Annotated in this window: 17 protein-coding genes and 1 pseudogene; 4 read left to right on the top strand and 14 right to left on the bottom strand. The window is 69.9% G+C overall.

Features of this window, described 5'->3' with window-relative positions; genetic code table 11:
- Positions 1 to 104 precede the first annotated feature (104 nt).
- A pseudogene (locus ACIBQZ_RS26465) lies at positions 105 to 230 on the top strand (IS630 family transposase); the annotation flags it as partial.
- Positions 231 to 281: 51 nt separating this feature from the next.
- Here ACIBQZ_RS26465 and ACIBQZ_RS26460 read toward each other — a convergent pair.
- A complete protein-coding gene (locus ACIBQZ_RS26460; RefSeq protein ID WP_396091476.1) occupies positions 282 to 4,034 on the bottom strand; it encodes an Ig-like domain-containing protein in 3,753 nt (1,250 codons plus the stop codon).
- A 153-nt stretch (positions 4,035 to 4,187) separates the two neighbouring features.
- On the opposite strand from ACIBQZ_RS26460, the gene ACIBQZ_RS26455 reads away from it, so the two are divergent.
- Entirely contained in the window at positions 4,188 to 4,667 is a 480-nt protein-coding gene (locus ACIBQZ_RS26455) for a hypothetical protein (RefSeq protein WP_396091475.1), read from the top strand.
- Positions 4,668 to 5,178: 511 nt separating this feature from the next.
- Here ACIBQZ_RS26455 and ACIBQZ_RS26450 read toward each other — a convergent pair.
- From ACIBQZ_RS26450 to ACIBQZ_RS26425, 6 genes are all read right to left on the bottom strand, one after another.
- Complete coding sequence (locus ACIBQZ_RS26450; protein ID WP_396091474.1) at positions 5,179 to 5,616, bottom strand: chemotaxis protein CheW; 438 nt, start codon at positions 5,614 to 5,616, stop codon at positions 5,179 to 5,181.
- A gap of 152 nt (positions 5,617 to 5,768) precedes the next feature.
- Entirely contained in the window at positions 5,769 to 7,505 is a 1,737-nt protein-coding gene (locus ACIBQZ_RS26445) for an ABC transporter ATP-binding protein (protein ID WP_396091473.1), read from the bottom strand.
- Between the two features lie 36 nt (positions 7,506 to 7,541).
- Entirely contained in the window at positions 7,542 to 8,258 is a 717-nt protein-coding gene (locus tag ACIBQZ_RS26440) for a hypothetical protein (protein ID WP_396091472.1), read from the bottom strand.
- Entirely contained in the window at positions 8,258 to 8,461 is a 204-nt protein-coding gene (locus ACIBQZ_RS26435; protein ID WP_396091471.1) for an MbtH family protein, read from the bottom strand. The genes ACIBQZ_RS26440 and ACIBQZ_RS26435 overlap by 1 nt, the downstream gene beginning before the upstream one ends.
- Positions 8,458 to 14,424, bottom strand: a complete 5,967-nt coding sequence (locus ACIBQZ_RS26430) for an amino acid adenylation domain-containing protein (protein WP_396091470.1) — start codon at positions 14,422 to 14,424, stop codon at positions 8,458 to 8,460. Before ACIBQZ_RS26430 ends, ACIBQZ_RS26435 begins: the two co-directional genes overlap by 4 nt.
- A gap of 187 nt (positions 14,425 to 14,611) precedes the next feature.
- Positions 14,612 to 15,448, bottom strand: a complete 837-nt coding sequence (locus ACIBQZ_RS26425) for a metallophosphoesterase family protein (protein ID WP_396091469.1) — start codon at positions 15,446 to 15,448, stop codon at positions 14,612 to 14,614.
- Between the two features lie 214 nt (positions 15,449 to 15,662).
- Here ACIBQZ_RS26425 and ACIBQZ_RS26420 point away from each other — a divergent pair, with 214 nt between their 5' ends.
- Positions 15,663 to 16,784 carry a 5-methyltetrahydropteroyltriglutamate--homocysteine S-methyltransferase gene (locus tag ACIBQZ_RS26420; protein WP_396091468.1) on the top strand — a complete coding sequence of 374 codons (1,122 nt, stop codon included), beginning with the start codon at positions 15,663 to 15,665 and terminating at the stop codon, positions 16,782 to 16,784.
- A gap of 47 nt (positions 16,785 to 16,831) precedes the next feature.
- Here ACIBQZ_RS26420 and ACIBQZ_RS26415 read toward each other — a convergent pair whose 3' ends face one another.
- The 7 genes from ACIBQZ_RS26415 to ACIBQZ_RS26385 form a co-directional block, all read right to left on the bottom strand.
- Positions 16,832 to 17,695, bottom strand: a complete 864-nt coding sequence (locus ACIBQZ_RS26415; protein ID WP_396091467.1) for an SGNH/GDSL hydrolase family protein — start codon at positions 17,693 to 17,695, stop codon at positions 16,832 to 16,834.
- Positions 17,696 to 17,811: 116 nt separating this feature from the next.
- The gene (locus tag ACIBQZ_RS26410) at positions 17,812 to 18,636 is read right to left on the bottom strand and encodes a carbohydrate ABC transporter permease (protein ID WP_396091466.1); all 825 of its coding nucleotides are present in this window, start codon (positions 18,634 to 18,636) and stop codon (positions 17,812 to 17,814) included.
- A complete protein-coding gene (locus ACIBQZ_RS26405) occupies positions 18,633 to 19,556 on the bottom strand; it encodes a carbohydrate ABC transporter permease (RefSeq protein ID WP_396091465.1) in 924 nt (307 codons plus the stop codon). Before ACIBQZ_RS26405 ends, ACIBQZ_RS26410 begins: the two co-directional genes overlap by 4 nt.
- Before the next feature lie 6 nt (positions 19,557 to 19,562).
- Entirely contained in the window at positions 19,563 to 20,915 is a 1,353-nt protein-coding gene (locus tag ACIBQZ_RS26400; protein WP_396091464.1) for an ABC transporter substrate-binding protein, read from the bottom strand.
- Between the two features lie 62 nt (positions 20,916 to 20,977).
- Complete coding sequence (locus ACIBQZ_RS26395) at positions 20,978 to 21,922, bottom strand: alpha/beta hydrolase (protein WP_396091463.1); 945 nt, start codon at positions 21,920 to 21,922, stop codon at positions 20,978 to 20,980.
- 142 nt (positions 21,923 to 22,064) lie between these two features.
- A complete protein-coding gene (locus ACIBQZ_RS26390) occupies positions 22,065 to 23,057 on the bottom strand; it encodes a LacI family DNA-binding transcriptional regulator (protein WP_396091462.1) in 993 nt (330 codons plus the stop codon).
- Between the two features lie 220 nt (positions 23,058 to 23,277).
- Positions 23,278 to 24,276: a GGDEF domain-containing protein gene (locus ACIBQZ_RS26385; protein ID WP_396091461.1), complete on the bottom strand. Its 999-nt coding sequence runs from the start codon at positions 24,274 to 24,276 to the stop codon at positions 23,278 to 23,280.
- 469 nt (positions 24,277 to 24,745) lie between these two features.
- Between ACIBQZ_RS26385 and ACIBQZ_RS26380 the strand changes: the two genes are divergently transcribed.
- Positions 24,746 to 26,632, top strand: a complete 1,887-nt coding sequence (locus ACIBQZ_RS26380) for a hypothetical protein (protein WP_396091503.1) — start codon at positions 24,746 to 24,748, stop codon at positions 26,630 to 26,632.
- The last annotated feature ends 90 nt before the right edge of the window (positions 26,633 to 26,722 follow it).

The following is a 26,722-nucleotide window of genomic DNA, read 5'->3' as shown; positions in this document are numbered from 1 at the left end:
TTGCTCGTTGTGGATCAGCATCCGGTCGGTGCACTCGGCACGGGCCGATCCTGCCAGCGCTCCATCGTGCTCGACGCCCACAGAATCCCTGCTCACGTCATGTGCGACAGTGGAACACGGCCCGGATCCGGAAAGCCGTCGGCCGGCCCCGGCTGCGCATGCCCACGATGCGCCGCCGCATCCGCGAACGCATCGCCGCCCTACCAGCCGGCAGCGTGGTGCTGTTGGACGCGGCCGCCCCCGCGAGACAAGGCGGGGGCGGCCGTTGGTCGTGCGTTAGTTCAGTAGTGGATGGTGATGTCGACGCGGCGGTTGCGGGCCATGCCGGCGGAGGTGCTGTTGTTGCCGGACGGGTTGGATTCGCCCTGGGTGAGCACGCTGGTGCGGATGCGTAGCCGGACGGTGAGGTCGCGGCAGACCTGCTGGGCGCGGCGTTTGCCGAGGCGCAGGCCGGCGGCGTTGTTGCCGCGGCCGTCGGTGTGCCCGACACAGGTCACGATCCGGACTCCGGTCAGCCTGGTCCGCAGTGCCGCAAGGTAGCGGTCCTGCGCTGCGGTGATACTGGCCGATCCGGTGGCGAAGTACACCGCACGGGGAACAGTGAACTGGTTGAGGACCAGCCGCGTACGGCCGCTGGCCCGCAAGGTCCGCCCGCCGGCGGCCGGGACCGTGGTCATCGCGACGGCGACGGGGTAGCCGCCCGGCGTCGCAGCCATTGCCCGGCCAAGCGGGTTCAGCACAATCGTGACCGCGGCCCGACGACTCGCCACGGTCATCGCAGCCCGGCCGGTGCCGAGGATGACCCGCTTGCCCGACACCGTGCTCCACAGCACGGCGGTGTTGCGGGCCTTGGTGACACCGATGAAGGAGACGATCGCCGGCAGCGTCGCCCGGCGCGGTAGCCCGCGAGTCACCGCGAGCCTGGCGATGACGACCTTCGACGATCCGGTGGAGGGTGACGGACCCGGATCTTCGCCGCCGCCGGTGGTGACGGTGGCGGTGTATGAGCCGTTGACCACGGAGCCGACGGTGTCGGTGATCCGGTACGCGACCGGGGTCGCCCGGCCGACGAAGCCGGTCACTGGTACGAAGGTGATCGCACCTGTGGTGGCGTCGAGGGCGTAGGTGCCCTGGGCCACGGTGACGGTGGTGGTGGGCATGCCCTCGCGGTCGAGCAGGGTGATCAACCCGTTGGCCGGCACCGGAATAGTGGTGTTCTGCGAGTCGCTACCGTCCCCGGTGCTACCGGTGCGGGTCGGTGCGACGGTGACCGGCAACGCCATCTGCCGGGTGGCGCCGGCCGGGTTCACCCCGGACGCCAGGAAGGTGTGGTCGCCGGGGTCCAGCCCGGCGGGGATGGTCACCGGGACGGAGAACGAGCCGTTGGCATCGGTGACGACCGTGCCCAGGGCGATCGGTGTGGAATAGAGGATGATCGTGGCCGTCGAGCGCGGTGCGAAGCCGGTACCGATCACGGTGATCTGCTGGCCGGGCACAGCCAGACTGATCTGTCCCTTGTCGGTGGTCAGCGTCGTCGGCACCTGGTCCGGCGGCGCGGCAGGCACGTCCGGGCTCTTCGGAGTCACCGCGTTGGAAGCCCCGGAGGCCGGCGAGGACCAGCCTTGGCCGTTGGCGGTCACGGTGACCGTGTAGCTCGTCCCCGCCACAGCACCCAACACACACGAGGTGCCGGTGCTGGTACAGGTGGCCGGGCCGGGGCTGGCGGTAGCGGTGTATCCGGTCGCACCCGGCACAGCCGCCCACGAGACCGTGAGCGATGCCGTCCCGGCCGTGGCGGTCACACCCGCCGGCGCCGGCCGGTCTATGGGTGGGGTCGGTGCGACCGGTGTGCCGGTGGTGGGCAGGGAGGCCGGGCCGGTGGCGAAGCCGTTGACGGCTCGGAGACGTAGGGCGTAGGGGACTCCGTTCTGCAGGTTGGTGAGGCTCGCGACCCGGGTGTCGCCGGTGCCCGTGGACGTAGCCAGGGTGGACCAGGTGTCGCCGCCGTCGACGCTGATCTGGTACGAGGTGATCGGTGCTGAACCGGTGTAGGTGGGCGGGATGAAGGTGATGGTCAGGCGCCGATCACCGGCGACGGTGCTGACCCCGGTGGGTGCGGTCGGTGCCGCGGCGTTTACCGTGAACGGCACCGATGCCGAGTTCACCGAAGTGTTGCTCGCCGCGTCGGCCTGATTGACGGTGACCGAGTACGACCCGTCAACCAACGGCGACGAAGGACTGCACGACCACGACCCGCCAGACCCGACACTGCTGGTACACGTCGACTCCGTAACGGCCGGAGCCGGTCCGACAAACGTTGCCGTCACCGTGGCGTCGCTTTCGCCACCGTTGCCGCTGACCGTCACCGCACCGTTCGTCAATGACGCACCGGTCGACGGCGCCGAAACAGCAGGCGCGGCCGGTGCCGCGGAATCAATCGTGAACGATACCGATGCCGAGTTCACCGAAGTGTTGCTCGCCGCGTCGGCCTGATTGACGGTTACCGAGTACGACCCGTCAACCAGCGGCGACGAAGGACTGCACGACCACGACCCGCCAGACCCAACACTGCTGGTACACGTCGACTCCGTAACGGCCGGAGCCGGTCCGGCAAACGTTGCCGTCACCGTGGCGTCGCTTTCGCCACCGTTGCCGCTGACCGTCACCGCACCGTTCGTCAGCACCGCGCTGGCGGACGGAGCGGAGATCGTCGGGGGGGCCAAATTGCAGTAGCTCGCCCCTGTGCCCGCGATCGAGGCGCCGGCACACGTCAGCGTTGGTGTTCCGGTACCGGCACCGGGAAGTGCCTCGGTGATGAAACGGACTCCGTTGATTCCCTTCTGCTGGACCCCGGTCCGAATGTTGACGTTGACACTCGCGGCAGGAGCAAGTGGCTGCGCGAGAGTGACTGACAAGCTCGAGTTGAATCCGCCACCATTCGGCTGGGACGGCGCTTCCTGGAGGGTTGTGCCGACGACCGGCACATCCGAGCTGGTTCCACCGCATGACGTGTGATCAACAGTGGCAGTGCCGCCCAGGACGTTCCGTGGCCGCAAATCAGCGACGCCGCTGGGAGCCGGGAATGTTCGGATGTCGGCGACCCGGATACGCAACAGGGTGATCGGCGCGTCCGTGTTGTTCGTTACTGTACGTCGATACGTGATAGTGCCGAACGTCGAGTTGTTTGCTGGATCGGACGTCTCGTCGCTGATCACATTTGGCGCGGCACTTTCCGAAACGCAATCATTGAGTAGGCTCACGGTAAGACCGTCACCGGACACCGGCGAGCTCAGGTCTTCCGGCCCTGGGGCGCCAAGCCGTTGGCCGGCGCCGGCCGAAGTTCCATTGGTGTCAACGAAAACTAGATCCGCCGCATTGTCGTTGGTATCTTTCGGAATGCCCGGTGTGGCCGTGTCGATCTGGTTCCGGCCGGCTATCGTGCCGGTGGAAAGGCTGCGATAGAAGCTGTAGTCAATACTGAAAGGAGTAATCGCCGGATAGCCGGCACCCTCTTTGTAGAGGGTGTTCGCCTCGCTCGTACTACCGACCGCGTCCAGTCGATTAGCGAGATCGTAACTCCCGCCGCCGGTGTCGTTGTTGAACAGCGAAATACCTGCGTTGTCCGGAATGTCCGTGGCATAGGTGGCGTCACCGGTGGCGGTCATCTCAATGCCGCTGGGGTAGCTCGCCAGCGAATAGCCGACGCTGTTGACGCACAGGTAATGACCGTGGCCGGGGATCACGGTTCCGTCAGGGATGGTGCAACGGGTTGTGCCATCGGATGCGGCCACGCCATACCCTGCGCCGCTCGCCGCGGCGACGGTATGCGGCGAGCCGGCGGTGTTGGCAATTTCAATGAACTCGTCGTTGGCTCCGCTTGGCCCACGAACCCGAAACTCAGAAATGACCAGTGGCGCTGGATCGCCGACGGCGGCGGCGAGCGACGCCGGCACCACGACGATGACCCCGGCGACCAGCGCCATTGCGGCGGCGGCGCGCGTCGTCCGAAGCAAAGCTGTGAGGTTGCTCTTCATGGGTCTACGCTGCAGGGCCGGGCACTTCCTGTCTCAAAAACGCGAACGGTCGGACATTTTGTCCCGGTTTAGGCAGGCGCCGCCTGCAGAAGTGCTGTATGGGAGCCGCCCCGCGGCGGGAACGAGAATTCAGGCTCGGATTAGGGTGCGATCGTGACCGACGCATCCGTGCACCTCGCCGCCCAGCCTCGCCTCGACACGCTCGTGACGGGGTTCCGCTCCGACGCTCAGCGGTTGCGCACCGACTTCGCCGGTACGGCCTGGATCGGCGACATCCCCGACCCGGCATCCGGAATGATGGGACCGCGCTACCAGCGGCGCGCTGTCGACTCGCAGCTGTTTCTGCCTGACACCCATTGGTACACCGTCGTCGAGCTCGACGACGCCGAGGTGCAGGTCGCCGTCGGCCTGCTCCAGGTGCCTGGCACCACGCAGGGCACCCAGGGGCTGGTCGGCGCGATCGCGGACCCGCGGGCGGACTTCTTCGAGCACCCGGAGCACGACGACCGGGTCGGCATCTGCCTCACGCTGCGGGGCCAGATCTGGTCCAACGTCGGCCTGTCGTATCGGATCACCGTGCTGTGCCGGCCGGAGGCGCTGTTGCGTTCATCGGTGGCTGTCGCGCCGGCGTGAACGGAGGGCGCTGACCGCACCATCGCGTGACAGCGTGCACCGGTAGGCGAACGGCCTGCGGCGCTGCGGTTGTCGCGCATCCGGCTCTTCGTGCCGGCGGCGGTGCTCGTCAGGCTCCTTCGGCCGGGTCATCGACGCCGACGCGGACGGCCACCCCGGCACGCAGGAGCATCAGGGATCCGACGCCGGCGCTCGGGAAGCCCTTGGACTACGCCGAGTTGTCGGCTGTCTGGTCGGCTGCACCGCGTCCTGCAGGTCGGCCCGGCGCTCATCGGCCCGGATCTCGAAACGCTCGTGAGCCTGGTGCAGCTCACTGATCCTGCGCAGCCTCGTCGCGGCACCGACGCAGGTCATCCCATGATCGCGTCGTCCGACGAGGCGATGATCGAGGCGGCCTACGCGCGCTCGCCGGCGACCCGCGTGCAACCTCGGCCGTTCGGATCAGGGAAATCCCGCCCCCGGGAACGTTGAGTCGCCGAACCCCGGCCCGGAGACCCTCGACCCCGCCCCGTCACGCGCCGCTGCGGGTCACCGTGACGCATGCTTCGACGTCGAGGATCACCAGGAGCCGATCGTCGGTCCGGTACGTGCCGGTGACCATCGACCGCACCGGGCCGGTCAGGGTGTCCGGCGGTGCGTCGAACGCCTCGTCGTCCACGTCGACGACCAGCCCGATCTTGTCGACGAGCAGGCTCACCGGTTCACCGCCGGCCAGCACGACCACGTTGACGATGGGCCCGGACGCCGCCCTGGCCGGCAACCCGAAGCGGACCCGCAGGTCGACGGTGCCGATGACCTCCCCGCGCAGGTTGAACAGCCCGCCGTACGCGGGCGGGGCAAGCGGGATCGCCGTGTAGACATCGTTGAGCAGGACCTCCTGGACGGCGGCGACCGGAACGCCGAAGAACTGGTTCGCCACGTCGAACGTCACGAACTGTTTGCTGGGCATAGGTGATCTCCAGGGTCTGCAGGCCGCGCGGCTGTGCCGGGACGCGTACCACCTGCTGTATTCGGCACGCGGCGGGCGCCTGGCAGACAAACCGCAATACCTGCTCCGCTGCTGGAGGAACTCGGCCTGGCCGACGGTCGGCGTGCCGGGCCTCACGCGGTGAGGGCGGCGTACCGCCCACCGACGGAGATCAGGCTGTCGTGGGTGCCCTGTTCGAGGATGCGGCCGTGATCGACGACGGCGATCTGGTCGGCGTTGCGCACGGTCGACAGCCGGTGCGCGATCGTCACCGTCGTGCGGCCGCGGGCCAGTTCGTCGAAGGCGCGCTGCACCGCCCGTTCGGTCGAGGTGTCCAGGGCGCTCGTGGCCTCGTCCAGCACCAGGATCCGGGGGTCGCGCAGCAGCGTCCGGGCGATCGCGATGCGCTGCTTCTCGCCGCCGGAGAACCGGTGGCCGCGCGAGCCGACAACGGTGTCGTAGCCGTCGGGCAGCCCGGCGATCACGTCGTGGATCTGCGCGGCCCGAGCCGCCTGCTCGAGGTGGGCGTCGGTGGCGTCCGGGCGGGCGTACCGCAGGTTTTCCCGCACGGTCGTGTGCAGCAGATAGGTCTCCTGGCTGACCAGCCCGACCACCCCGGCCAGGTCGGCCAGGCGCAGGTCGCGCAGGTCGACGCCGTCGATGGTGATCCGGCCGGCGGCCGGGTCGTGGAACCGCACGATCAGCGTGCCGATGGTGGTCTTGCCGGAGCCGGTCTCGCCGACCAGGGCCAGCGACGTGCCGGCCGGCACGTCCAGGCAGACGTTGTCGATCGCAGCCGTGCGGCTGCCGGGGTAGCGGAAGGTCACGTTCTCGAAGCGCAGGTGGCCGCGGACCGGGCGGGGCAGCTCGACCGGCACGGCCGGGTCGTCGACCTCGATCGGCAGGTCCAGGTATGCGAATATGCGCCCGAACAGCACCTTCGAGGTGCTCACCGAGACGCCGACGTTGAGCAGGCCCATCAGCGGCCGGAACAGCCCGGCCTGCAGCGTGGTGAAGGCGACCAGGGTGCCGATGCTGAGCGTGCCGGCGGTCGGCGGCAGCCCGGCGCTGAGGTAGATGACCGCGGGGATGGCGGCGAAGATGACGCTCATCGTCGCCATCCGCCACCGGCCGGCCAGCTGCGAGCGCATCTGCAGGTCGATGAGGCGGGTCGAGGAGAGGCTGAACCGCTCGACGAGCGCGGCGCCCGCGCCCATGGTCTTGCTCAGTTGCGCCCCGCTGATCGACAGTCCTTCCTCGATGGTGACGTTGAGGTCGGCGAGCTCTGTCTGGCGCAGGGCGGTGATCTCCTTGCGCATCTTCGCGACCCGGCGGCTCAGGTGCAGCGCCGGTGGGAGCACGACCAGCGAGACCAGGGAGAGCTGCCAGGACAGCGCGACCATGGCGATCCCACTGGCCGCCGCGGTGGTCAGGTTGGAGGTGATCGACGTGGCGGTCGAGGTGACCACCGACTGCACACCGCCGATGTCGTTGGTGATGCGCGACTGGATCTCGCCGGTGCGGGTCCGGGTGAAGAACGCGACGGACTGCCGCTGCAGGTGGGTGAACATGTCGACGCGCAGCCGGTGGACGACCCGCTGTCCGACGGTGGCCGACATCCACGTCTGGACGATGCCGAGTGCGGAGGTCACGGCGGCGACGGCGACCATGCCGGCCACCAGCCAGGCGAGCAGGGTGACGTCCTGGTCGGGCAGCGCGCGGTCGATGACCTCCCGCAGCAGGAAGGGGGAGGCCATGCCCAGCACGGAGGACGCCATGATGAGCACGGTCACCACGGTGAGCCGCAGGCGGTGCGGCTTGAAGAGCCGGGTGATGCGGCGCAGCGAGACGTCGGGGGCGCGGTCTTCCAAAGAGCACAACCTTCTTCGGTACGGGGTGAAGTGAGGCTAGCGCCCCAGCGCCCGCAGGAACTCGTAGTGCGGCAGGTGACACCGGTAGCACTCGGCCAGCATCGGATTGTTGTCCACCGTGTCCGCGTACGTCCGGGAGGGTTCGGTGAAGCCGGAGCTGCTCGCCACGTCGCGGTGCCAGGGCCTGGTGCGGCTCCAGACCCGGTGGTCGCCCGGCTCCCAGGACAGCGCCGCGGCCAGGAACGGTATCCCGGCGTGCTCGCAGTAGCCCCCGATGACCTCGGCGGGCGCCGCGATCAGCGTTTCGGCCTCGACGACGTACGGTGCGGCCCCGGACGCCTCCCGGACCCGCCGGGCGAGGTCGGCCTGGTGGCCATAGCCCACCTCGGCGCATGCCATGTCCGGGTTCATCGCGTAGTGCGAGGGGATCACCGAGCGGGGGTCGCGGATGATGAAGGTGTGCAATCCGGTGGCCGGGATGTCCTCGCCGCCGTTGCCGAGGTAGTCGTACTCGGTCGTCTCCTTGACGAACACCCGCCGGTCCCGCGCCCGTTCGTCGAGCAGCTTGAGGAGTTCGGCGTGGCTGGTGGCGGTGGCGTCGCCGACCGTCGCGTGGCCCTGGACGACGATGCTGGAGAACGGTTCGTGGTAGACCTCGTGGTCGCCGCGTTCGAGCATCATCCGCAGGAACGCGGTCGATCGGGACCGCGGCGTTCCCCAGAGGAAGAGCAGGCCGGACCGGGCTGCCGGCATCACACCGGCCCGGCCAGGCCGGCGGGACGGATGTCGGTCCATTCCCGTTGGATGTAGCTCAGGCAGGCGTCGCGGGTGTCCGGGCCGGACACGGTCCGCCAGCCCTGCGGCACGTCGATCGTCTCCGGCCACAGCGAGTGCTGGTTCTCGTGGTTGACCAGGACCAGGTATCGGGTGTCGTCGCGTTCGAAGGGGTTGCTCATTCGGCCGGCCTTTCGGTGGTCGTCAGGGCGCCGGGGGAGCGGCCGAGGTGCTCGGCCACCCGGGCGCCGATCATTTCCAGCACCTCCGCACGGGCCAGCTGCCGGTGCAGGTATCTCAGTGCCATGACCTCGATGTGGCCGGTGACGTACCGCTGCCACATCGGGGAGAAGTACTGCTCGGGTGTTCGGGCCGCGGCCGCCTCGACGAACAGGACGTCACCGTCGAAGAGGCCGAACTCGTGGTTGTCCACGAGCTTGATCATGTTTTCGTAGAAGTCGACGATCGCCCGTCCCTTCTGCCGCATCAGGAACGAGTAGGGCCCCTGGCGCTGCCGCAGCTGCTCGTAGAGGTCGTCGCCGGTCAGCAGGTGCCGCTGGTCGGCGGGCACGTCCAGATCGAAGTGCCGCGCGACCGCGTTCAGCCGGGCCACCCGGGTCGCCCGGCGGTGCGGGGTGGGCCGGGAGTCGAGCATCGCCAGCAGCTGGACCCGCTGGCCGTTGCGCTGCAGCTGGACGGCCATCTCGTGGACGATCTCCCCGCCGGCGCACAGGCCGAGCAGGTGGTAGGGGCCCTCCGGCTGGACGGCGCGGATCTGACGGACGTAGTCGGCGGCCATCGCGGTCAGGCTCACCGGCATCTCGTCGCCGGGGCGCAGGCCGCGCGCCTGGACGCCGTACACCCCGATCGCTTCGGGTACGGCGTTGACCAGCGGGTAGTAGAGCCAGCTCAGCCCGCCGAGCGGGTGCACGCAGAACAGCGAGGCGGTCCCGGTGTGCGGTCGCAGCGGCACGAGCACGTCCAGCGCCGAGTCGTCCGGCCCGGCCGCGACCCAGCCGGCCAGGTTCCGCGCGGTCGGCACGGCGGCGACCACGAGCGGATTGACACCTACGCCGAACTCCGCCTCGATGGCCCGGCTCAGCCGCTCGACGGTCTCCCGGCCGCCGCCGAGGTCGAAGATGTTGTCCTCGGCGGCCACCTGGCCGACCTCCAGCGCGTCGGCGACCAGCCGGCGCATCCGCTTCTCGGTCTCCGCGGAGCCGCTGGGCGCCGCGAGGGTGGGCAGGCCCTCGATCAGGCGGGCCAGGTCGGCCAGCGTCGCGGTCTCGAAGACGGCGCGGAACGGCAGATCCACGCGCAGCACCGAGCGGGTCTGGTTGACCAGTTGCATGGCCAGCAGCGAGTGCCCGCCCAGGACGAAGAAGTTGTCGTCGCGGCCCGCGCGCGGCCCGCCGAGGATCTGCGCCCACAACCCGGCCAGGACCGGTTCCACCGGGCCGACCGGCTCGACATAGGCTCGCTCGGCCGCGTCGCCCGGGTCCGGCAGGGCGAGCCGGTCCACCTTGCCGTGCACGGTCAGCGGCAAGGCGTCCAGCACCACGAACACCGACGGCACCAGATGATCGGGTACGGCGACCGCCATCTCCCGGCGCAGCACCGCCACGTCAGTCGCGGGGTCGGCCACCACGTAGGCGATCAGACGAGCGTCCACGCCGGTTCCGCGTACCGTGACCGCAGCCCGGCGTACCCCGGGAAGTGCCGCCGCCGCGGCCTCGACCTCACCCAGCTCGACCCGCACGCCGCGGATCTTGACCTGGTCGTCCTGCCGGCCGAGGAACTCGATCGCGCCGTCGGCGCGGCGCAGCCCCCGGTCGCCGGTGCGGTACATCCGGTCGCCGGGCACGAACGGGTCCGCCACGAACCGTTCGGCGGTCAGGCCGGGCCGGTTGAGGTAGCCGCGGGAAAGCGGCCGTCCCGCGATGCAGATCTCACCGGGCACGCCGGACGGCAGATGCTCGGCGTCGGCGCCGAGCACATAAACGCGGGCGTTGGCGATCGGGCGGCCGATCGGGACGCTGCGGCCGGTGTCGTCCGGCCGGCAGTCCCAGCTGGTCACGCCGATCGCCGCTTCGGTCGGCCCGTAGAGGTTGTGGAGGCTGGTGCCGGGCAGCGCCTCGAAGAAGCGGCTGCGCAGGCCGAGCGGCAGCGCTTCCCCGCCCGCGATGACGTGGCGCAGGCTGGTGCACCGCTCAGCGCCGGGCTCGGCCAGGAACATCTCCAGCATCGACGGCACGAAGTCGGTCAGGCAGACCCCTTCGTCGCGGATGAGACCCACCAGGTAGCCGCTGTCGCGGTGCCCGTCAGGCCGGGCCATCACGACCGTCGCCCCGCAGGTCAGCGGCCAGAGCAGTTCCCAGACCGAGGTGTCGAAGGTGACCGGCGACTTCTGCAGCACGCGGTCGCCGGGTGCCAGGGCGAACTTCTCGGTCATCCAGGCGAACCGGTTGCCGATCGCGCCCCGGACGTTCACCACGCCCTTCGGCGTCCCGGTGGTGCCGGAGGTGTGGATGACGTAGGCGGCGTCCTCGGCGGTCACCGCTACCTCGGGGTCGTGCTCCGCCTCCGCCGCCAGGCCGGTGGCCTGCTCGTCGAGACACCACAGCAGCTCGGGGTCTTCCGGCAGCCGCGATCGGACCGGCCCATGGGTGAGCACCACGGTTGCGCCCAGGTCCGCGATCATCAGCGCCCGGCGGGCGGCGGGCAGGTCCGGGTCGAGCGGGACGAACGCGCCGCCCGTCTTCCACACGGCCAGGACGGCGACCACCAGGTCGAAGCCGCGTTCCATGCTGACGCCCACCAGCGCGTCCGGTCCGACGCCCGCCCGGATCAGGCGGTGGGCCAGCTGGTTCGCCCGGCGATTGAGCTCCGCGTACGGCAGGTTCCGTCCCTCGAACCGTACGGCGGGCGCGGCCGGCGTCGCCCGGGCGTGCCCCTCGATGAGCTGGTGCGGCCACGGCCCGGTCCGGTCCCGGCGCTCGCCGGCGCTCGCCTGCGCGGCCACCCGGCACTCGTCCGCGCTCAGCAGCGGCAGTCGACCGATCGGCTTGCCGGGATCCGCCACGGCCGCGGCCAGCAGCCGGCCGAGCATCTCGATCATGCGCTTGGCGGTGTCCCGGTCGAACAGGTCGGCGGCGAAGGTCAGCTCGCCGCCCATCCCGGTGGGCCGTCCGCCGGTGTCCGAGAACTCCACGAACTGGAAGCTCAGGTCGAACTTCGCCGACCCGGACCCGACCGCGACGCGTTTCAGGTCCACGCCGGTCAGGTCGAGCGCCGCGGTCCGGCCCACCTGCAACGCCACCATGACCTGGAACAGCGGGTGGCGGCCCGGCACCCGGGCCGGGTTGAGCACCTCGACCACACTCTCGAACGGCACGTCCTGGTTGCTGAAGGCGGCCAGGTCCTGTTCCCGCACCCGGGTCAGCAGTTGCTCGAACGACGGATCGCCGGTCAGGTCGGCGCGCAGCACCAGGGTGTTGACGAAGAAGCCGACGAGATCGTCGAGGGCCTCGTCCACCCGTCCCGCGACCGGCCAGCCGAGCGGGATGTCGGCGCCCGCGCCCAGCCGCGACAGCAACGCCGCCACCGCCGACTGGACCACCATGAAGACGGTCGCGCCGTTGCGGCGGGCCAGGGCCACGAGACTCTCGTGGACGTCGACCGGCACCTTCAGCGGCACGGATCCGCCGCGGTTGGTGCCGACGGCGGGCCGGACGCGGTCGGCCGGCAGGGGCAACTCGTCGGGCACCCCGCGCAGCAGGTCGGTCCAGTACGCCACCTGGTCGCGGGCGACCTTCACCGCGTCGCGTTGCCACAGGGCGAAGTCCGCGTACTGCACCGGCAGTTCGGTCCACTGTGGCGCCCGGCCCGCGCGGCGCTGCTCGTACGCCTCGCTGAAGTCGCGCATCAGCGGTTCCATGGAGGAGCCGTCGGCCGCGATGTGGTGCAGCAGCAGGACCAGGGCGTGGTCGCCGGGTCCCACGGTGAGCAGGTGTGCCCGGAACGGTAGGTCGGTGGTCAGGTCGAAGCGGCGCTGGACCAGCCCGTCGACGGCCCGGCCCAGCTCGGTGGCCTCGACGTCGCCGCGGACCAGCAGCGAGCCGACCTCGGCCATCGGCACGACCCGCTGCCGCGGCTCGCCGTCGAGCAGCGGGAACACCGTCCGCAAGGGCTCGTGCCGCCGCACGACGTCGGCGACCGCCGCGTGCAGGGCGGCGATGTCAAGATCGCCGGTCAGCCGGACGACGACCGGGATGTGGTAGGCCGTGTCGTTCGCGCGCAGTTGCGCGGTGAGCCACAGCCGTTGCTGCGGGTAGGACAGCGGCACCACCACCGGGCGCGCCTGCCGGCGCAGCACGGGCCGGGTGCCGCCCTTGAGGACCGACACCCGCCGGGCCAGCTCCGCCAGGTTGGAGGTCTCGAAGAGATCCCGGACCGGCAGCTCGACCTTGAGCACCGACCGCACGCGGTTGACCAGTTGGGTCGCCATCAGCGAGTGCCCGCCCAGGGCGTAGAACTCGTCGTCGCGGCCCACCCGGGGCACGCGCAGGATCTCCTCCCACAGCCGGGCCAGCGTCTGTTCCACCGCACCCACCGGCGCTGCGTACTCCCGCTCGCCTGCGACCGTGCCGGGATCGGGCAGCGCCTGCCGGTCCACCTTGCCGTTCCCGGTCACCGGCAGGGCGTCCATCAGCACGAACACCGGCGGGACGAGGTGGTCCGGGACCGCCGCCGCCAGGCGTCGCCGCAGCACGCTCACGTCACGATGGCCGGCCCCGGTCACCACGTACGCCGTCAGCCGCCGATCCGCGCCGTCGCCGTGCACCAGCACCACCGCCTGGTCGATGCCGGCCAGGCCCATCAGCGCGGCCTCCACCTCGCCGGGCTCGACCCGCACGCCACGGATCTTCACCTGGGCGTCCGCGCGGCCGACGAACTCCAGCTGACCGTCCGGAAGCCGGCGCACCACGTCACCGGTCCGGTACATCCGCTCCCCGGGCGGGCCGAACGGGTCCGCCACGAACCGTTGTGCAGTCAGGGCCGGCCGGCCGGCATAACCGCGGGCCACACCGGCACCGGCGAGGTAGAGCTCGCCGGTCGCTGCTTCCCGCAGGAGGTCGTCGAGCACGTAGGCGCGGACATGGGGGATCGGCCGGCCGATCGGCGGCGTCCCCTCCGCGCCGAGGGGCTCGCTCACGGTGGCGGCGACCGTCGTCTCGGTCGGTCCGTAGGCGTTGAGCATCACTCTGTTCCGGGACCAGCGGGCCACCATCGCGGGCGGGCAGGCCTCCCCGGCGACGACCAGCGTCACGCCGTCCGGGAGCCCACCACCGGTCTCGACCGCGGACAGCAGGGACGGCGGCAACGTCACGTGGGTGACACCGCGGCTCTCGACCAGTTCCGCGAGTGCGCGGCCCGGCACCAGCCGCGACCCGTCCGCGACGACCAGCGTCGCGCCGGACAGCAGGGTAGACCACAGCTCGGACACCGACGCGTCGAAGCTGACCGAGGCGAACTGCAGGCGCCGCTTGCCCGGGCCCAGCCCGAGCAGGGTGCGCTGCGCTGTCGCCAGGTTGGTGACGCCGCGGTGGGTGACCACCACGCCCTTGGGGAGGCCGGTCGATCCCGACGTGTAGATCACGTAGGCCGCGTGGTCCGGCAGCAGCGGGGTGTGCCGCTGGAGGTCCCGGACGGCGCCGGCGTCGTTCGAGGCGATGTCGTCGGCGGTCTTGGGGTCGTCCAGGACCACCTCGGTGACGCCCGCGGGTGCCGTGGTCCGCGTGGCGGTCGTGGTCACCACGCACCGCACCCGGGCGTCCGACATCATGAACGCCGCCCGGGCGGCCGGGTAGGCGGCGTCCACCGGGACGTAGCTGCCACCGGCCTTCACCACCGCCAGCGCCGCGACCACGAACTCGACCGACCGGTTCAGCAGCAGCCCGACCGCGACCTCGGGGCCGACGCCCTGGGCGAGCAGGACGTGCGCCAGCCGGTTCGACCGTTCGTCCAGCTCCCGAAAGGACACCGAGGCGTCGTCGGCGACCACCGCCAGGTCGCCGCCGGCGCGTGCGACCCGCGCGGCGAACATCGCCGGCAGGGTCCGGGCCCCTTCGTCAGAGCTGATCAATGGTTCGTCTCCTCCGCTGTCACGACCTCAAGCTGAGATCGTGTCAATCTGCTCTTTCAGCGCGAGCGGATCAAGGCGAGACAAATCACCGAGTAGAAAGTGCACAAAGTTGGTCCGAAAAGCATCTTGGTAGTGAGCACGGTACACAGTGGATTTGACGGTCGTAAAGGTAACGAGCTGGGCACGCCTATGGCGCGTCGTGGCCGAGGATCCGCCGCATCGGCTGGGGAGGCATGCCGCGACGGGCCCACTCCCGTGGGTAACCGAGCGACACCTCTTCGAAGCGGACGCCGTCGTAGTGGGTGGTCCGGGGAATGTGCAGATGGCCGTAGACCGCCACGGCCGCGCGGTACCGCCGGTGCCAGTCCGCGGTCAGCTCGGTGCCGCACCACTGGGCGAAGTCCGGATAGCGCAGAACGTCAGTCGGCTGGCGAACCAGGGGCCAGTGGCTGACCAGCACCGTGGAACTCGCCGGGTCGATCGCGTCGAGCCGCTCCCGGGTCCGCGCCACCCGGTCCCAGCACCACGACTCCAGGTCCGGGTGCGGCGCCGGGTGCAGCATCCGCTCATCGGTGCAGACGACGCCGGCCTCGTACGCACGGCGCAACGACTCCTCCTTGCTGGTGACCCCGGGCACCCGGAACGAATAGTCGTACAGCACGAAGAGGGGTGCCACGGTGACCGGACCGCCCAGCCCGGTCCACACCGGATAGTCGTCCTCCGGAGTGAGCACGCCGTTGTCCCGGCACATCCGGACGAGCGCGTCGTAGCGTTCCACGCCCCGCAGCCGCACCGGATCGTTCGGGTGGGTCCACAGCTCGTGGTTGCCGGGCGCCCAGATCACCGCGGCAAAACGGTCCCGCAGGCCGGCCAGGGTCTGCTCGACGTCGGCGAAGAGCTCGCCGACGTCACCGGCCACGATGAGCCAGTCGTCCGCCGTCTCCGGCCGTAGGCCGCCGGCGATCTTCCTGTTCCTCGGGTACGAGACGTGCAGATCGCTGACTGCGAACAGGTTTCCCGTCATCGCATCGATGTTGTCAGAAGTCCGGTACGGGCCCGGACAGCGGGTTGGCACCTCGGGGCGGGCACACTGAGTTGCGCATGGCCGACTACTTCGGCTGTCTGGATCTGGCTTCTGCGGTTCACCGCCGATCCTGGACAGGGGGCGCACTGGTGGGCGCGGGCGAAGAGGTGTACGCAGATATCGGGAAGTGACGATCTGCGATGGAGGCATCCCGATGACGCTCCGCGACACCCCGCCGTTCCGCGCTGACCACGTCGGCAGCCTGTTGCGCCCGTACCACCTGCTCGAGGCTCGGGAAAGGCGAGCCGCCGGCAAGATCGACCCCGACGAGCTGCGCGCCGTCGAGGATGACGCCATTCGTGCCGTCGTGCGGATGCAGCGTGAGGTCGGCCTCCGGTCGGCAACCGACGGCGAGTTCCGCCGGACGTCGTGGCACATGGACTTCATCTACCGCCTCGGCGGCATCCGCTCCACGGACGAAAAGATCCAGGTCCATTTCCGGAACGCGGACGGCGAGCTCGACTTCGAGTCCGCGGCGCTCGCGATCGACGCGCCGGTCCGGCTGCGGGAGACCATCTTCGGCGACGACTTCGCGTTCCTCGCCGCTACGGCGGACCCCGAGGTCACCCCTAAGCTGACGATCCCCTCGCCGAGCATGGTGCACTACCGCGGCGGCCGGGCGGCGATCGATCCGGCCGTCTACCCGGACGAGGACCAGTTCTGGGCCGACCTCAGCGCGGCGTACGCGGAGCAGGTGCGGCGGGTCGCCGACCTGGGCTGCCGCTATCTGCAGCTCGACGACACCAGCCTCGCCTACCTGAACGATCCGGAACAGCGCCGGCTGCTCACCCAGCGCGGCGACGACGCCGAGCACCAGCACGAGCGCTACATCCGCCAGATCAACGCGGCGATCGCGGACCGGCCGGCCGGCCTCGCGGTCACCACCCACATGTGCCGCGGCAACTTCCGATCCTCGTGGGCGGCCGAGGGCGGCTACGACTTCGTGGCCGAGGCACTGTTCAGCGAACTGGCCGTCGACGGCTTCTTCCTGGAGTACGACGACGAACGTTCGGGCAGCTTCGCCCCGCTACGGTTCGTCCCGCCCGGCAAGATGGTCGTGCTCGGCCTGGTCACCACCAAACGCGGCGCGCTGGAGTCGAAGGACACGCTGAAGCGCCGCATCGACGAGGCCAGCCGATACGTTCCCCTCGATCAGCTGTGCCTGTCGCCGCAGTGCGGATTCTCCTCGACAGTCGAGGGCAACGTCCTGTCCTACGACGAGGAGGTCGCAAAGCTCCGACTCATCGTCGAGACGGCTGAGGAGGTGTGGGGCTGACCCCGCTGCGTCCCGGTCAGCGTCGTCGGGTCGAAGCTGTCGCCGACCTACCGGTCAGCGGTGGGCAAGCCGCCCGCCGTGAGGTGCTCCACGACGTGGGTGAGGATCAGGCGCTGGCCGGCCGGGGTGGGGTGAACCCCGTCGGTCTCCAGGAACGCGTCGGCCGGCTCGGCCTGGGTGACGGTGTGCAGGTCGAGGCCGTTCGGGGCGACCTTGCGAGCGACCTCGGCGACCTCGGCGATGTCGCCGGCGTGCCAGCGCAGCGGCGCGGCGGCGAAGAAGCCGTCGATGCGCTGCTGATCGACGGCCGGTGGGGTGATCACCGTGGCAGTGGCGCCGAGGGCATCAACGAGCTCGACGATGGCGCGGAGGTTGCGCTCGGTCTCGGGCGCCGTAGCCATGCGGTGTGCGGTGTCGCGGCCGTGTGAGCGGGCGTCGTTGGTGCCGAGCATCAGCAGGACGTGGGTCGGGCGGCCGGCCTCGAGCAGGTCGAACCGTTCGAGGACGTCCGCCGTGGTGTTCCCGCTGACACCGAGGTTGAGCAGGGTGGCCGCGGGGGCGCCGAGCGCCGCCGTCGCGGCCGAGAGCAGCTCGAACCAGCCGAGGCGGTCGGCAGTGATGGAGTCGCCGACCGCGACGATCCGGTCCTCCGGACGGAACGGCAGCGCGCGGAGCGCATCGCGGAACCGGACGTCGGCGAGCATCTCCGCGGCGGTTTCCCGGGCCTGGTCGGTGAGGGCGTCGACCATCGTCCGCACGGTCCATGCGGGGCAGCCGAGCATCTGGGCGAGCAGTTCGTCGTGCAGCTCGTCCGTGACGGGGAAGCGCTGGAGCATCGGCCAATGCCGGGTCCGGGTGTAGCGGATGAAGTGCCGGCGTTCGGCGTCGGTGGAGAACTGTGCGGTGCTCATGTGGGCTTTCCGGTCGTGGGGATGAGGTCTGCGCCGCGGAAGGCGAGGTGGCCGGGCTCGGGCCGGTGCGCCCGCTGGGGCATGCCGCGCCTCCGGTCGGTGTGGGACATGGCCGGTCAGCCCTTGACCGAGCCTTGCAGCAGGGCGGCGACGAAGCGGCGCTGGAAGATCAGGAAGACGGCCAGGGTGGGGGCGAGGATGAGCAGCGAGCCGGCGCACAGCAGCGGGATGTCGGTGCCCCACTGGCCCTGGAACGCGCCCAGCGCCCCGGCCATCGTACGTTTGGCCGGGTCGTCGACCAGCACGATGGCCAGCAGGAACTGGTTCCAGGTCCAGAGGAACAACAGGATCGCCAGCGAGGACAGGGCGGGCCGGGCCAGCGGGAGGTGGACGCGCCAGAACAGTTGCCAGGTGGTGGCGCCGTCGATGCGTGCGGCCTCGGACAGGTCGCCGGGCATGGTGACGAAGTGCGCCCGCATCCAGAGCACGGAGAACGGCATGAACAGTCCGATGAGCGGCAGGATGATCGCCCACCGGGTGTTCAGCAGCCCCATGTCGCGGACCTGGTAGTACAGCGGGGTGATGATGCCCTCGAACGGGAGCGTCAGCCCCAGCACGAAGATCAGGAAGCCGATGCGGTGCCCGGGCATGCGCAGGTGACCGAAGGCGAAACCGGCCATCGTGCCGAACAACAGCGAGATCGGTACGACACCGGCCACGATCAGGACGCTGGAGAGCAGAAGCTCGCCCATGTGTGCGGCCCGGAACGCGTCGGCGAAGTTCTCCCAGTGCGGTTGATCCGGCCAGGACAGCCCGGCGGGAAAGCTGCCCGAGGGGTGCAAGGCAGTCACGAAGAGGCTGAGGAACGGCACGACGGTGACCGTCATCAGCAGGACGAGCAGCAGGCGCCCGACGAGGTTCTCGCGGCGATCGACGATCATCGGGTTCCATCTCTGGTGAACCGTTGGATGGGCAGGACGCACGCCAGGACGAGAATCACCAGGACGACCGCGAGCGCGGAGGCCTGGCCGATCTCCCGCTCCGAGAAGGCCAGGTAGAAGATCTCCAGCCCGGGCACCATGGTGGAGTTGCCGGGTCCGCCCTGAGTGGAGATGTAGACGATGTCGAAGCTGGCCAGCGCGGCGATGACGGTCACGGTGACGCAGACGCCGACCTCCTGACGCAGGCTGGGCAGCGTGATGGCGAAGAACTCACGGACCGGCCCGGCGCCGTCGAGTCGCGCCGACTCGTACAGGGCAGGGTCGATCTTGCTCATCCCGGCCAGCAGAAGCAGCGTGCAGAGCCCGACGAGCACCCAGGCTCCGATCACCCCGACCGCCGGCAGGGCGGTGCTGAAGTCACCCAGCCAGGCGCGGGTCAGTCCGCCCAGACCGACGGCCGACAGCAGCTCGTTGACCAGGCCGGGCGTGGACAGCAGCCAGCTCCACATGATGCCGGCGGCGACCAGCGGGATGATCTGCGGGAGGAACAGCACCGTGCGGGCGACCATCGCCAGACGGCTCTGCGCGATGCCCCGGATGGTGGCCGCGACGAACAGGCCGAGCAGCACCGGGATCAGGCTGAAGAACAGGATCAGTTCGAACGCGTGCAGGATCGTGGCGAACTGCTCGGGCTCGGTGAACAGCCGGGTGTAGTTGTCCACGCCGACCCAGGTGGACGCGCCGATGCCGTTCCAGTCGTAGAAGGAGTACTGGACGGTGAGCAGCAGCGGTCGCAGGACGAAGACGGCGTACATGACGGCAGCGGGGGCCGCGAACAGCCATCCCAGCCAGGCGCCGGGGCGGCGCGTACGCCGCCCCGGAACCGTCGGCGTCCGCAGCGCGGAGCGTGGTCGTGTCATCGAGGATCAGCCCTTGACCTGTGCCTCGTAGTCCTTTTGCACCGACTTCAGCAGCCCCGCCGGTGTCTGCTGGCCCGCTGCCAGCTTCTGCAGCTGCGGGGTCCAGCTCTTGGCGTAGATGGCGCCGGTCGCGTTCGCGATGAACTCCATGGCACCGTTGTCCTTGCCGATGGTCGCGCCGGCGGCGAGCGTCGCGGCGGTGACGGTGTCCTGCTTGACGGTCGGCATGTACGCGTCGGACGGGCCCATCGGGTGCGAGCCGCCCACCGTCACGTCGATGTCCCGGGCCGTCTGGTTGGTCGCCACCCAGTTGAGGAAGAACGCGGCGCAGTCGGCGTGCGCTGCCTTCGTGCCGATGCCGTACGTGAGCGGCGCCGACATCGCGGCCTGCTTGCCGCCCGGGGCCTGCGGGGGCATCAGGAAGAAGCCGGCGTTGCCCGCCATCTGCTTGTCGAGGTTGCCCGACTCCCAGTCGCCGTTGAACATGAACAGCGACTTGCCGCCGATGAAGCGGCTCATCATCGTCGCGTAGTCCTGCGAGTTGATGTCGGATGCGAAGTAGCCGGCCTTGATCCACTTCTCCAGGTGCTGGGTGGCCTGGAGGTTGCCGGGCGTGTCGATCGTGGCGCCGGGCGTCTGGAAGGTCCAGTCGTTGATGGACTGGGCATCGCCGTAGGTGGCCATCAGGTTCTGCAGGGGGAAGGCGAGCCCGCCGGTCGCTCCGCCGTTGAACTGGTTGATCGGCGTGATCCCGGCGTCCTTGGCCTTCTGCAGAGCGGCGTCCAGATCGGCCAGCGTGGCCGGCGGCTGGGTGAGGCCGATCTGAGCGGCCAGCTTCTTGTTGTAGAAGACGCCGGTCATGCTGAAGTTCAGGCCCTGGGCGTAGAGCGGGCCGTCGCCGCGCTGACCGCTCGAGTTCACTCGCATCTGCTCCAGCTGCGAGGCGGGCCACTTGTCCCATCCGTACGCCTGCGCGTAGCCGTCGAGGTTCTTCAGCAGGCCGTCCTTGACCAGCTCGGAGACCTGCGGCAGGCGCATGAGGTCCGGCGGGTCGTCGGCCAGTACCCGTGGCGCGTTCTGGGTGATGACCGCGAACTGGTCCTCGCGGATGTCCCAGGTGACGTTCGGGAACTGTTTGGTGAACTCGTCGGTGAGTTGCTTGGGCAGCGGGAAGCCGGTCTCGAAGTAGCCCTTGACAGTGATCGGGTCACTGCCGCAGGAGGTCGTGACGGCTGCTGTGCTGCTCGCTGTGTCGGGGGTGTCGGAGTTGCTGCCGGGAGCGCTGCAGGCGGAAGTGGCGAGCAGGCCGGTGCAAGCAAGCGTCGTCAGAATCCTCGATCTTATGTTTTTAGATGACATTTCGCATTCTCCTGTGAAAGAGGTATCCAGGCGGGGGCTGGGGGGGTTCTCGGCTTGCGCGCTCAGCGCGCGTGAGTCTCGCGGAGGGCTCTCACCACATCGTCATGCCACAGCTGCGCGGGCGGCCACGAATCGGTGAGAGCGAGGGAACCGTGCACGGCTCCTGGATATCGGTGGTGGGAGACCGCGACGCCGGCTTCGTCCAGGCGGGCGGCGAAGCGTTCACCGTCGTTGCGCAGCGGGTCGAACTCGGCCGTCATGATGTGTGCGTCGGGCAGCCCGCCGAGGTCGTGGGCGTGCAGGGGTGATGCCAGCGGGTCACGCCCCTGCTCGGCCGATGGCAGGTAGAGGTCGCGGCACAGCTCCATCTCGGCGACGGTGACGCCGTAGTCGTTCCCGACGCCGGAGCTGCGCATCTGCTCCAGGGTCAGGTCCAGTGCCGGAACCTCGAGCAGCTGCAGCCGCAGTCGCGGCCCGCCGCGGTCCCGGGCGAGCAGCGCCGTGGCTGCGGCCAAGGTCGCGCCGGCCGAGATACCGCCGATAGACACGTTGCCCGCATCGCCGCCGATCTCCGGCGCGTTCTCGACGGCCCAGAGCAGCCCGGCGTAGCAGTCCTCGACCGGGGCCGGGAACCGGTGCTCCGGGGCGAGGCGGTAGTCGATCGCGACGACCACGCATTCCGCTCGGCGGCAGCGATCCCGGCACATCGCCTCGTTGACCCGTTCGTCGATCGACCCCAGCCAGAAGCCGCCGCCGTGTACGAAGACATGGATCGGCAGCCCCGGAGCGGGGCCGGGCCGGTAGACCCGGACCCGGAGGTCGCCATCGGGCCGGGGCAGGAGGATGTCCTGCTCCACGCTGACCGCGTCAACGGGGGCCCCGAAGGCGGCGAACAGCGCGTCGGAACCCTTGCGGATGGCCGCGCGGCGCACGGCGACGGAATCGTCCGGGTCGCCGGAGTCGGGCTTCGTGTCGAGGAATTCACGTACCGCCGGATCCAGTCCCACGTCGCCCTCCTCGCCGACTCCGCCGGTGGCGGCGCCTCTGTGTTACAAGCACGAAACCTCATGGCGAAGAGCCTGTCAAGTGATTCTATAGAAGCACTTTTAGTGGCGGCGGCGGCGATTGATCAGGGTGTCGCGAGGGAGCTCAGGTGGTTGATCGCTCGACCAGGCGCACGTCGAGCACGGTCGTCGATCGCAGGTCGGATCCGCCGAGATGACCCAGCAGCACGTTCAGGGCAGCACTGCCGGACTCCTCGAACGGCTGGCGCACCGTGGTCAGATCGGCGGCCATGGCCATGTCACCGTCGTCGAAACCCATCACCGCCACGTCCTGCGGAACCCGCAGCCCACGATCGCGGGCGGCGAGCAGCACGCCCACGGCGAGGGTGTCATGATGCGCCATGATCGCGCTGGGTCGGTCGGCGGCGTCCAGCAGATCCGCGGCGGCGCGGCGGGCGGCATCGACGGAGTTGTCGCTGCTCGTCACGGCGACCGTGCCGCCGGCCGCGGTGATGACCTCGCGGAATCCGGCCAGCCGCTTGACCGCCTGCGAGTCGTAGTCGGAGACCTGGCGCTCGAGCAGATAACCCACGTTGTGGTGCCCCCGGTCCCGCAGGTGCTTGCCCGCGACCTGTCCACCGCTGCGGTCGTCAATGACCACCCGGCTGAAAAGGGCACTGTCGGCGTCGACCGCCACCGTGGGCAGGCGCCGCTCACGCAGTCGATCGGCGATGGCATCCTCGATGGGCAGGCCCATCACGATCAGGCCGTCCAGCCGTCCGTGCACAGGCATGCTGGCCAGCACGGGCGAGGAGGCGAGCGCGGCCGACTCGTGGTCGAAGACCAGTACGTCCATCTCGAGCTCGGTCGCCGCCGTCAACAGGCCGGACAGCCGGCGCAGGTATGAGCCGTAGGAGGTGAACGGGGCCATCACGCCGATCCGGCCGGTGCCCTGCCGGGCCAGGCTCACTGCTTGTATCTTGGGCACGAAGCCCAGTTCATCGACGACGGCGAGCACCCGTTCCCGGGTCGCGGCGCTGACGCGGTCGGGCTTGTTCAGTACGTTGGAAACGGTCGAGATGCTGACCTGGGCTCGGTCGGCGACCTCGTAGATCGTGACTCGATGACCCGTTGCCAACGCCCGCCGCCCGTTCCGAATGTGCCCATCGCCTTCGGCCGTACCGAAAAGCGCTTTGCTGCAAGCACTCTACAACGCGCCTGGCAACCGGCCGGCGCAGCGCAGTGTCAGGAACCAGTACACCGCACCTCCACGCGGTAGGCGCCAGATCGCCGTCGTCCCCGCACTACGCCGTCGCTCGCGGTCAGCGATGGGATCACCGAACTTCTGCCTACGTGCTTCAGCCGGTCAGGATGCCGCGGCCCGCCCGACGGCGGGTCTTGTCCGCGTACAGTCGCTCGTCGGCGACCGCGATCAGCGCGTCCAGGTCCGCGCCGTCGTCGGGGGCGGTGACCGCGCCCCAGGAGACGCCGACCCGCGCGGCAAGCGCGCTCCGCAGGTGATCGCCGGCGGCGGCGGCCGCGGCGGCCGGATGCCCCGGCAGGACGATGATGAACTCGTCACCGCCGGTCCGCGCGACGAGGGCGTCCATCGGCATCGTGAGCAGGGCGGTCTGCACTGCCCAGCGCAGCAGCTGGTCGCCGGCCGCGTGCCCCTGAGTGTCGTTGATCGCCTTGAAGTCGTCGAAATCGAGGCACAGCACCGACACCGGGTGGTCCGTCGTGGCACGGTCCAGCAGCGGAACCGCCTTCTGCTCCATGCCGCGCCGGTTGAGCGCCCCGGTCAGCGGATCCAGCTGGGCCAGTTCGTGGAGCTGCCGCCGCTGGGCGGCGACCATGGCCGCCTGCAGGGAGCAGACCGCCACGATGACCAGCATGCCGCCCAGGTTGACGAAGATGTAGCCGGGCGGCGGCGGGGTACCGGCCCAGGCGGCGGCGGCGTAGACGGCGATCAGCATCGCCTCCATCCCCAGCATCACCCGGGGTGGGCAGGTCACCGCGAAGAGCAGACTCGGGGCGAAGAAGCCGAGCGCCGCCGGGGAGCCGGCCCCGCCGTCGAGCACGGCGGCGACCCCGACGATGACCGTGGACACCACGCCCACCGCCAGCATGACCAGCCGATTACCTCGGGCGGCGGTGAGATTTCGCGCGGCGGCGATGACCGCGACGCCGATCAGCGCGCCGGCCGCGTACAGCGTCACCATGGCATCGCGATGCGGTCCGCCCCAGGTCATCGCGGCGTACGCCAGCGCGATGGCGTTCGCGGCGACGCCCATCGCGCCACTGAGCATGATCCGCCAGGCGCGACCGTTGCTCCAGCGCTTCACTACCAGGTCCACCCCAGCATGATCGGCAGCTCAGCGCGCCGGGACAGCTTTTTCGCCGCTGGAGAGCCGGCTACGCCCCGGCCGACGGGCTCGACAAAGATCGCGCGCCATCTGCCGGCCACGCTGATCCGAACGCTGGTGACCGCGATCGGATCGTTCGCGTACTGCTCGACCGACGATATCGGCGAGGACGCCCGTGAGTCAGGTAGGCATGCCGCCGTCAGCCGTTTCAGTGGCAGAACCTGGGACCTGTTACGCGTGGGCCGGGCGTTACCGGCGGGTCTGCTTGATGCGCACGGCGACGAGTCTGGCCGGCGGACCGCGGTTCGAAGCAGGCAGACCGGGCGCCCGCGCTGAGCAGCAGCGATGCTGGTGCGCAGTTCGGACCGATCCGCTCGATCAGCAGGGTTTTGCGTGGAGCAGCCAGCAAGTGCACGGCTCACACGGCTCGGAATCCTGTGGCACTCTACTGGCCATGTCGATGCCCGAGCCTGACCTGGCTGACTATGACGCCGCTGCGGATCCGGCTCTGGCGGAGCCGGGATTTCTCGAGCGGTGGATCCAGGCGGACCGGGTCCGGGCCGTGGCGATCACCCTGATCGTGGTGACCGTGGTCTGGCGGGCCGCCATCGCCACCCGGGGTTACTTCTCCCAGGACGAGTTCGTGATCGCGGCCCGGGCGATCGACACCGGGCTGACCGTCGACTTTCTGTTCGAGGTCTTCAACGGTCACCTGATGCCCGGCGGTCTGCTGCTGGCCTGGCTGGTGGTGCGGGTGGACGGGCTCGCGAGCTGGCCCTGGATGCTGCTGGTCATCGTCGGGCAGCTGGCGGTGAGTGTGGCCCTCTACCGGCTGCTGCGCGCCCTGCTGCGGCCGGGGTGGGCTCTGCTGGTGCCGCTGGGCATGTTCTTGTTCAGCCCGCTGACCCTGGAGGTCAGTTCGCTGTGGATGGTCGGGCTGCTGCTGCTGCCGGTCCAGCTCGCCATGGTTCTCGCCATCGGTGCGCAGCTGCGGTACGCGCGCACCGGCCGGCATCGGTATGCGGTGGCTGTGCTGTCGGCGGTGGTGTTCGGGCTGGCCTTCGACACCAAGGCGCTGCTGATCGCCCCGCTGGTGTTCCTGCTGGCCGCAGCCTTGTTCTGCACCGGGGGCATGGTCGCCGGCATCCGGGAGGCGATCCGCCGGTTCTGGGTCGGCTGGGTGGCACTGGCCGTGCTGGGCGCCGCCTACGTGCCGTTCTACCTGTCCCGGCCGGCGCCGCGCCTGGAGCAGCCCGGATCACCCGGCGGCGCGGTCGCGTTCGTGGTGGATCTGGTCGGCAGGACCCTGGTGCCCGGACTGTTCGGCGGTCCCTGGCGCTGGACCTACGCCGGCGACGGTCCGCCCCTGGCCGACCCACCCGTGCTGGGCGTGTGGCTGGCCTGGGCGGTTCTGCTGGCGCTGGTGGTGGTGACCGTGCGGCGTCGCGCTTCGGCGCGGCGGGCGTGGCTGGTGCTGCTCGCGTACGCCGCCATGGTCACCGCGCTGTTCGTCGTGACCCGTCTGGGCAGCGTTCTCGGCTCTCTCGCCGGCCTGGTTCCGCGCTACCTGGCGGATGTCGTGGTGGTCGCGGCCGTGTGCGTCGGCGTCGCCCTGCTGGGACTTCGTGACCGGGAGGAACCGAGCACGGGCCACTGGCCGGTGCCGTCAGTGCTGCGGGCACCAGGGGCCTTCGCGGTGGGGATGGTGGCCGCGGTGGTCGTCGCGGGGACCATCGTCGTGGGCAACCTGTGGAGCATCAAGGCGTTCAATGACAACTGGCAGATCAAGCACGGGCGGGACTACTTGGCGACGGCCCAGGCCGAGCTGGCCGCGGCGCCGCCCGGTACGGAACTGGTGGACACCATCGTGCCCGACCGGGTGATCGCCGGCTATTTCTATCCGGACAACCTGCAGTCGCATTTCTTCCGTGCGGCGCCGCGGCGGCCGGAATTCGTGACCGAGACCGCGCAGCCGTCGATGTTCGACGACACCGGGCACATCCGGCCGGCCACCGTCGAGGGCCCGGACATCGTCCCCGGGCCCGCCGACGAGTGCGGCCACCGGGTCACCTACGGTCCGGCCCGCCGGATCCCGCTGGAGGCGCCTGTCCCGGACTGGCGATGGTGGGTCCACATCGCATACGTCAGTTCCGGCGACTCGACCGTGACGTTCCGGCTGGGCGAGGCAACCCACACGTTCGGCGTGCGAGCTGGGCTCAACCAGATCTACTTCCAGTTGCAGGCCAAGGGCGACGCGGTGCAGCTCAGCATCGCCGACCCGGGGGTGACCTTGTGCACCCGATACATCAGCGTCGGAAAAGTCGTACTCAAGCCTCGCGCATCGTGACACGGAAGCACCCTTGAAACGGCATCCGAGCTCTGTGAGGCAGCAGACAGGGCCCTTCGGGAGCCGGCCCGGCGCCGGGCCGGCGGCTGA

The organism is Actinoplanes sp. NPDC049599 (assembly GCF_044465625.1).
Lineage (GTDB): Bacteria > Actinomycetota > Actinomycetes > Mycobacteriales > Micromonosporaceae > Actinoplanes.
The sequence above is the reverse complement of the archived record's forward strand: the minus strand, read 5'-3'. Positions and strand labels throughout refer to the sequence as shown.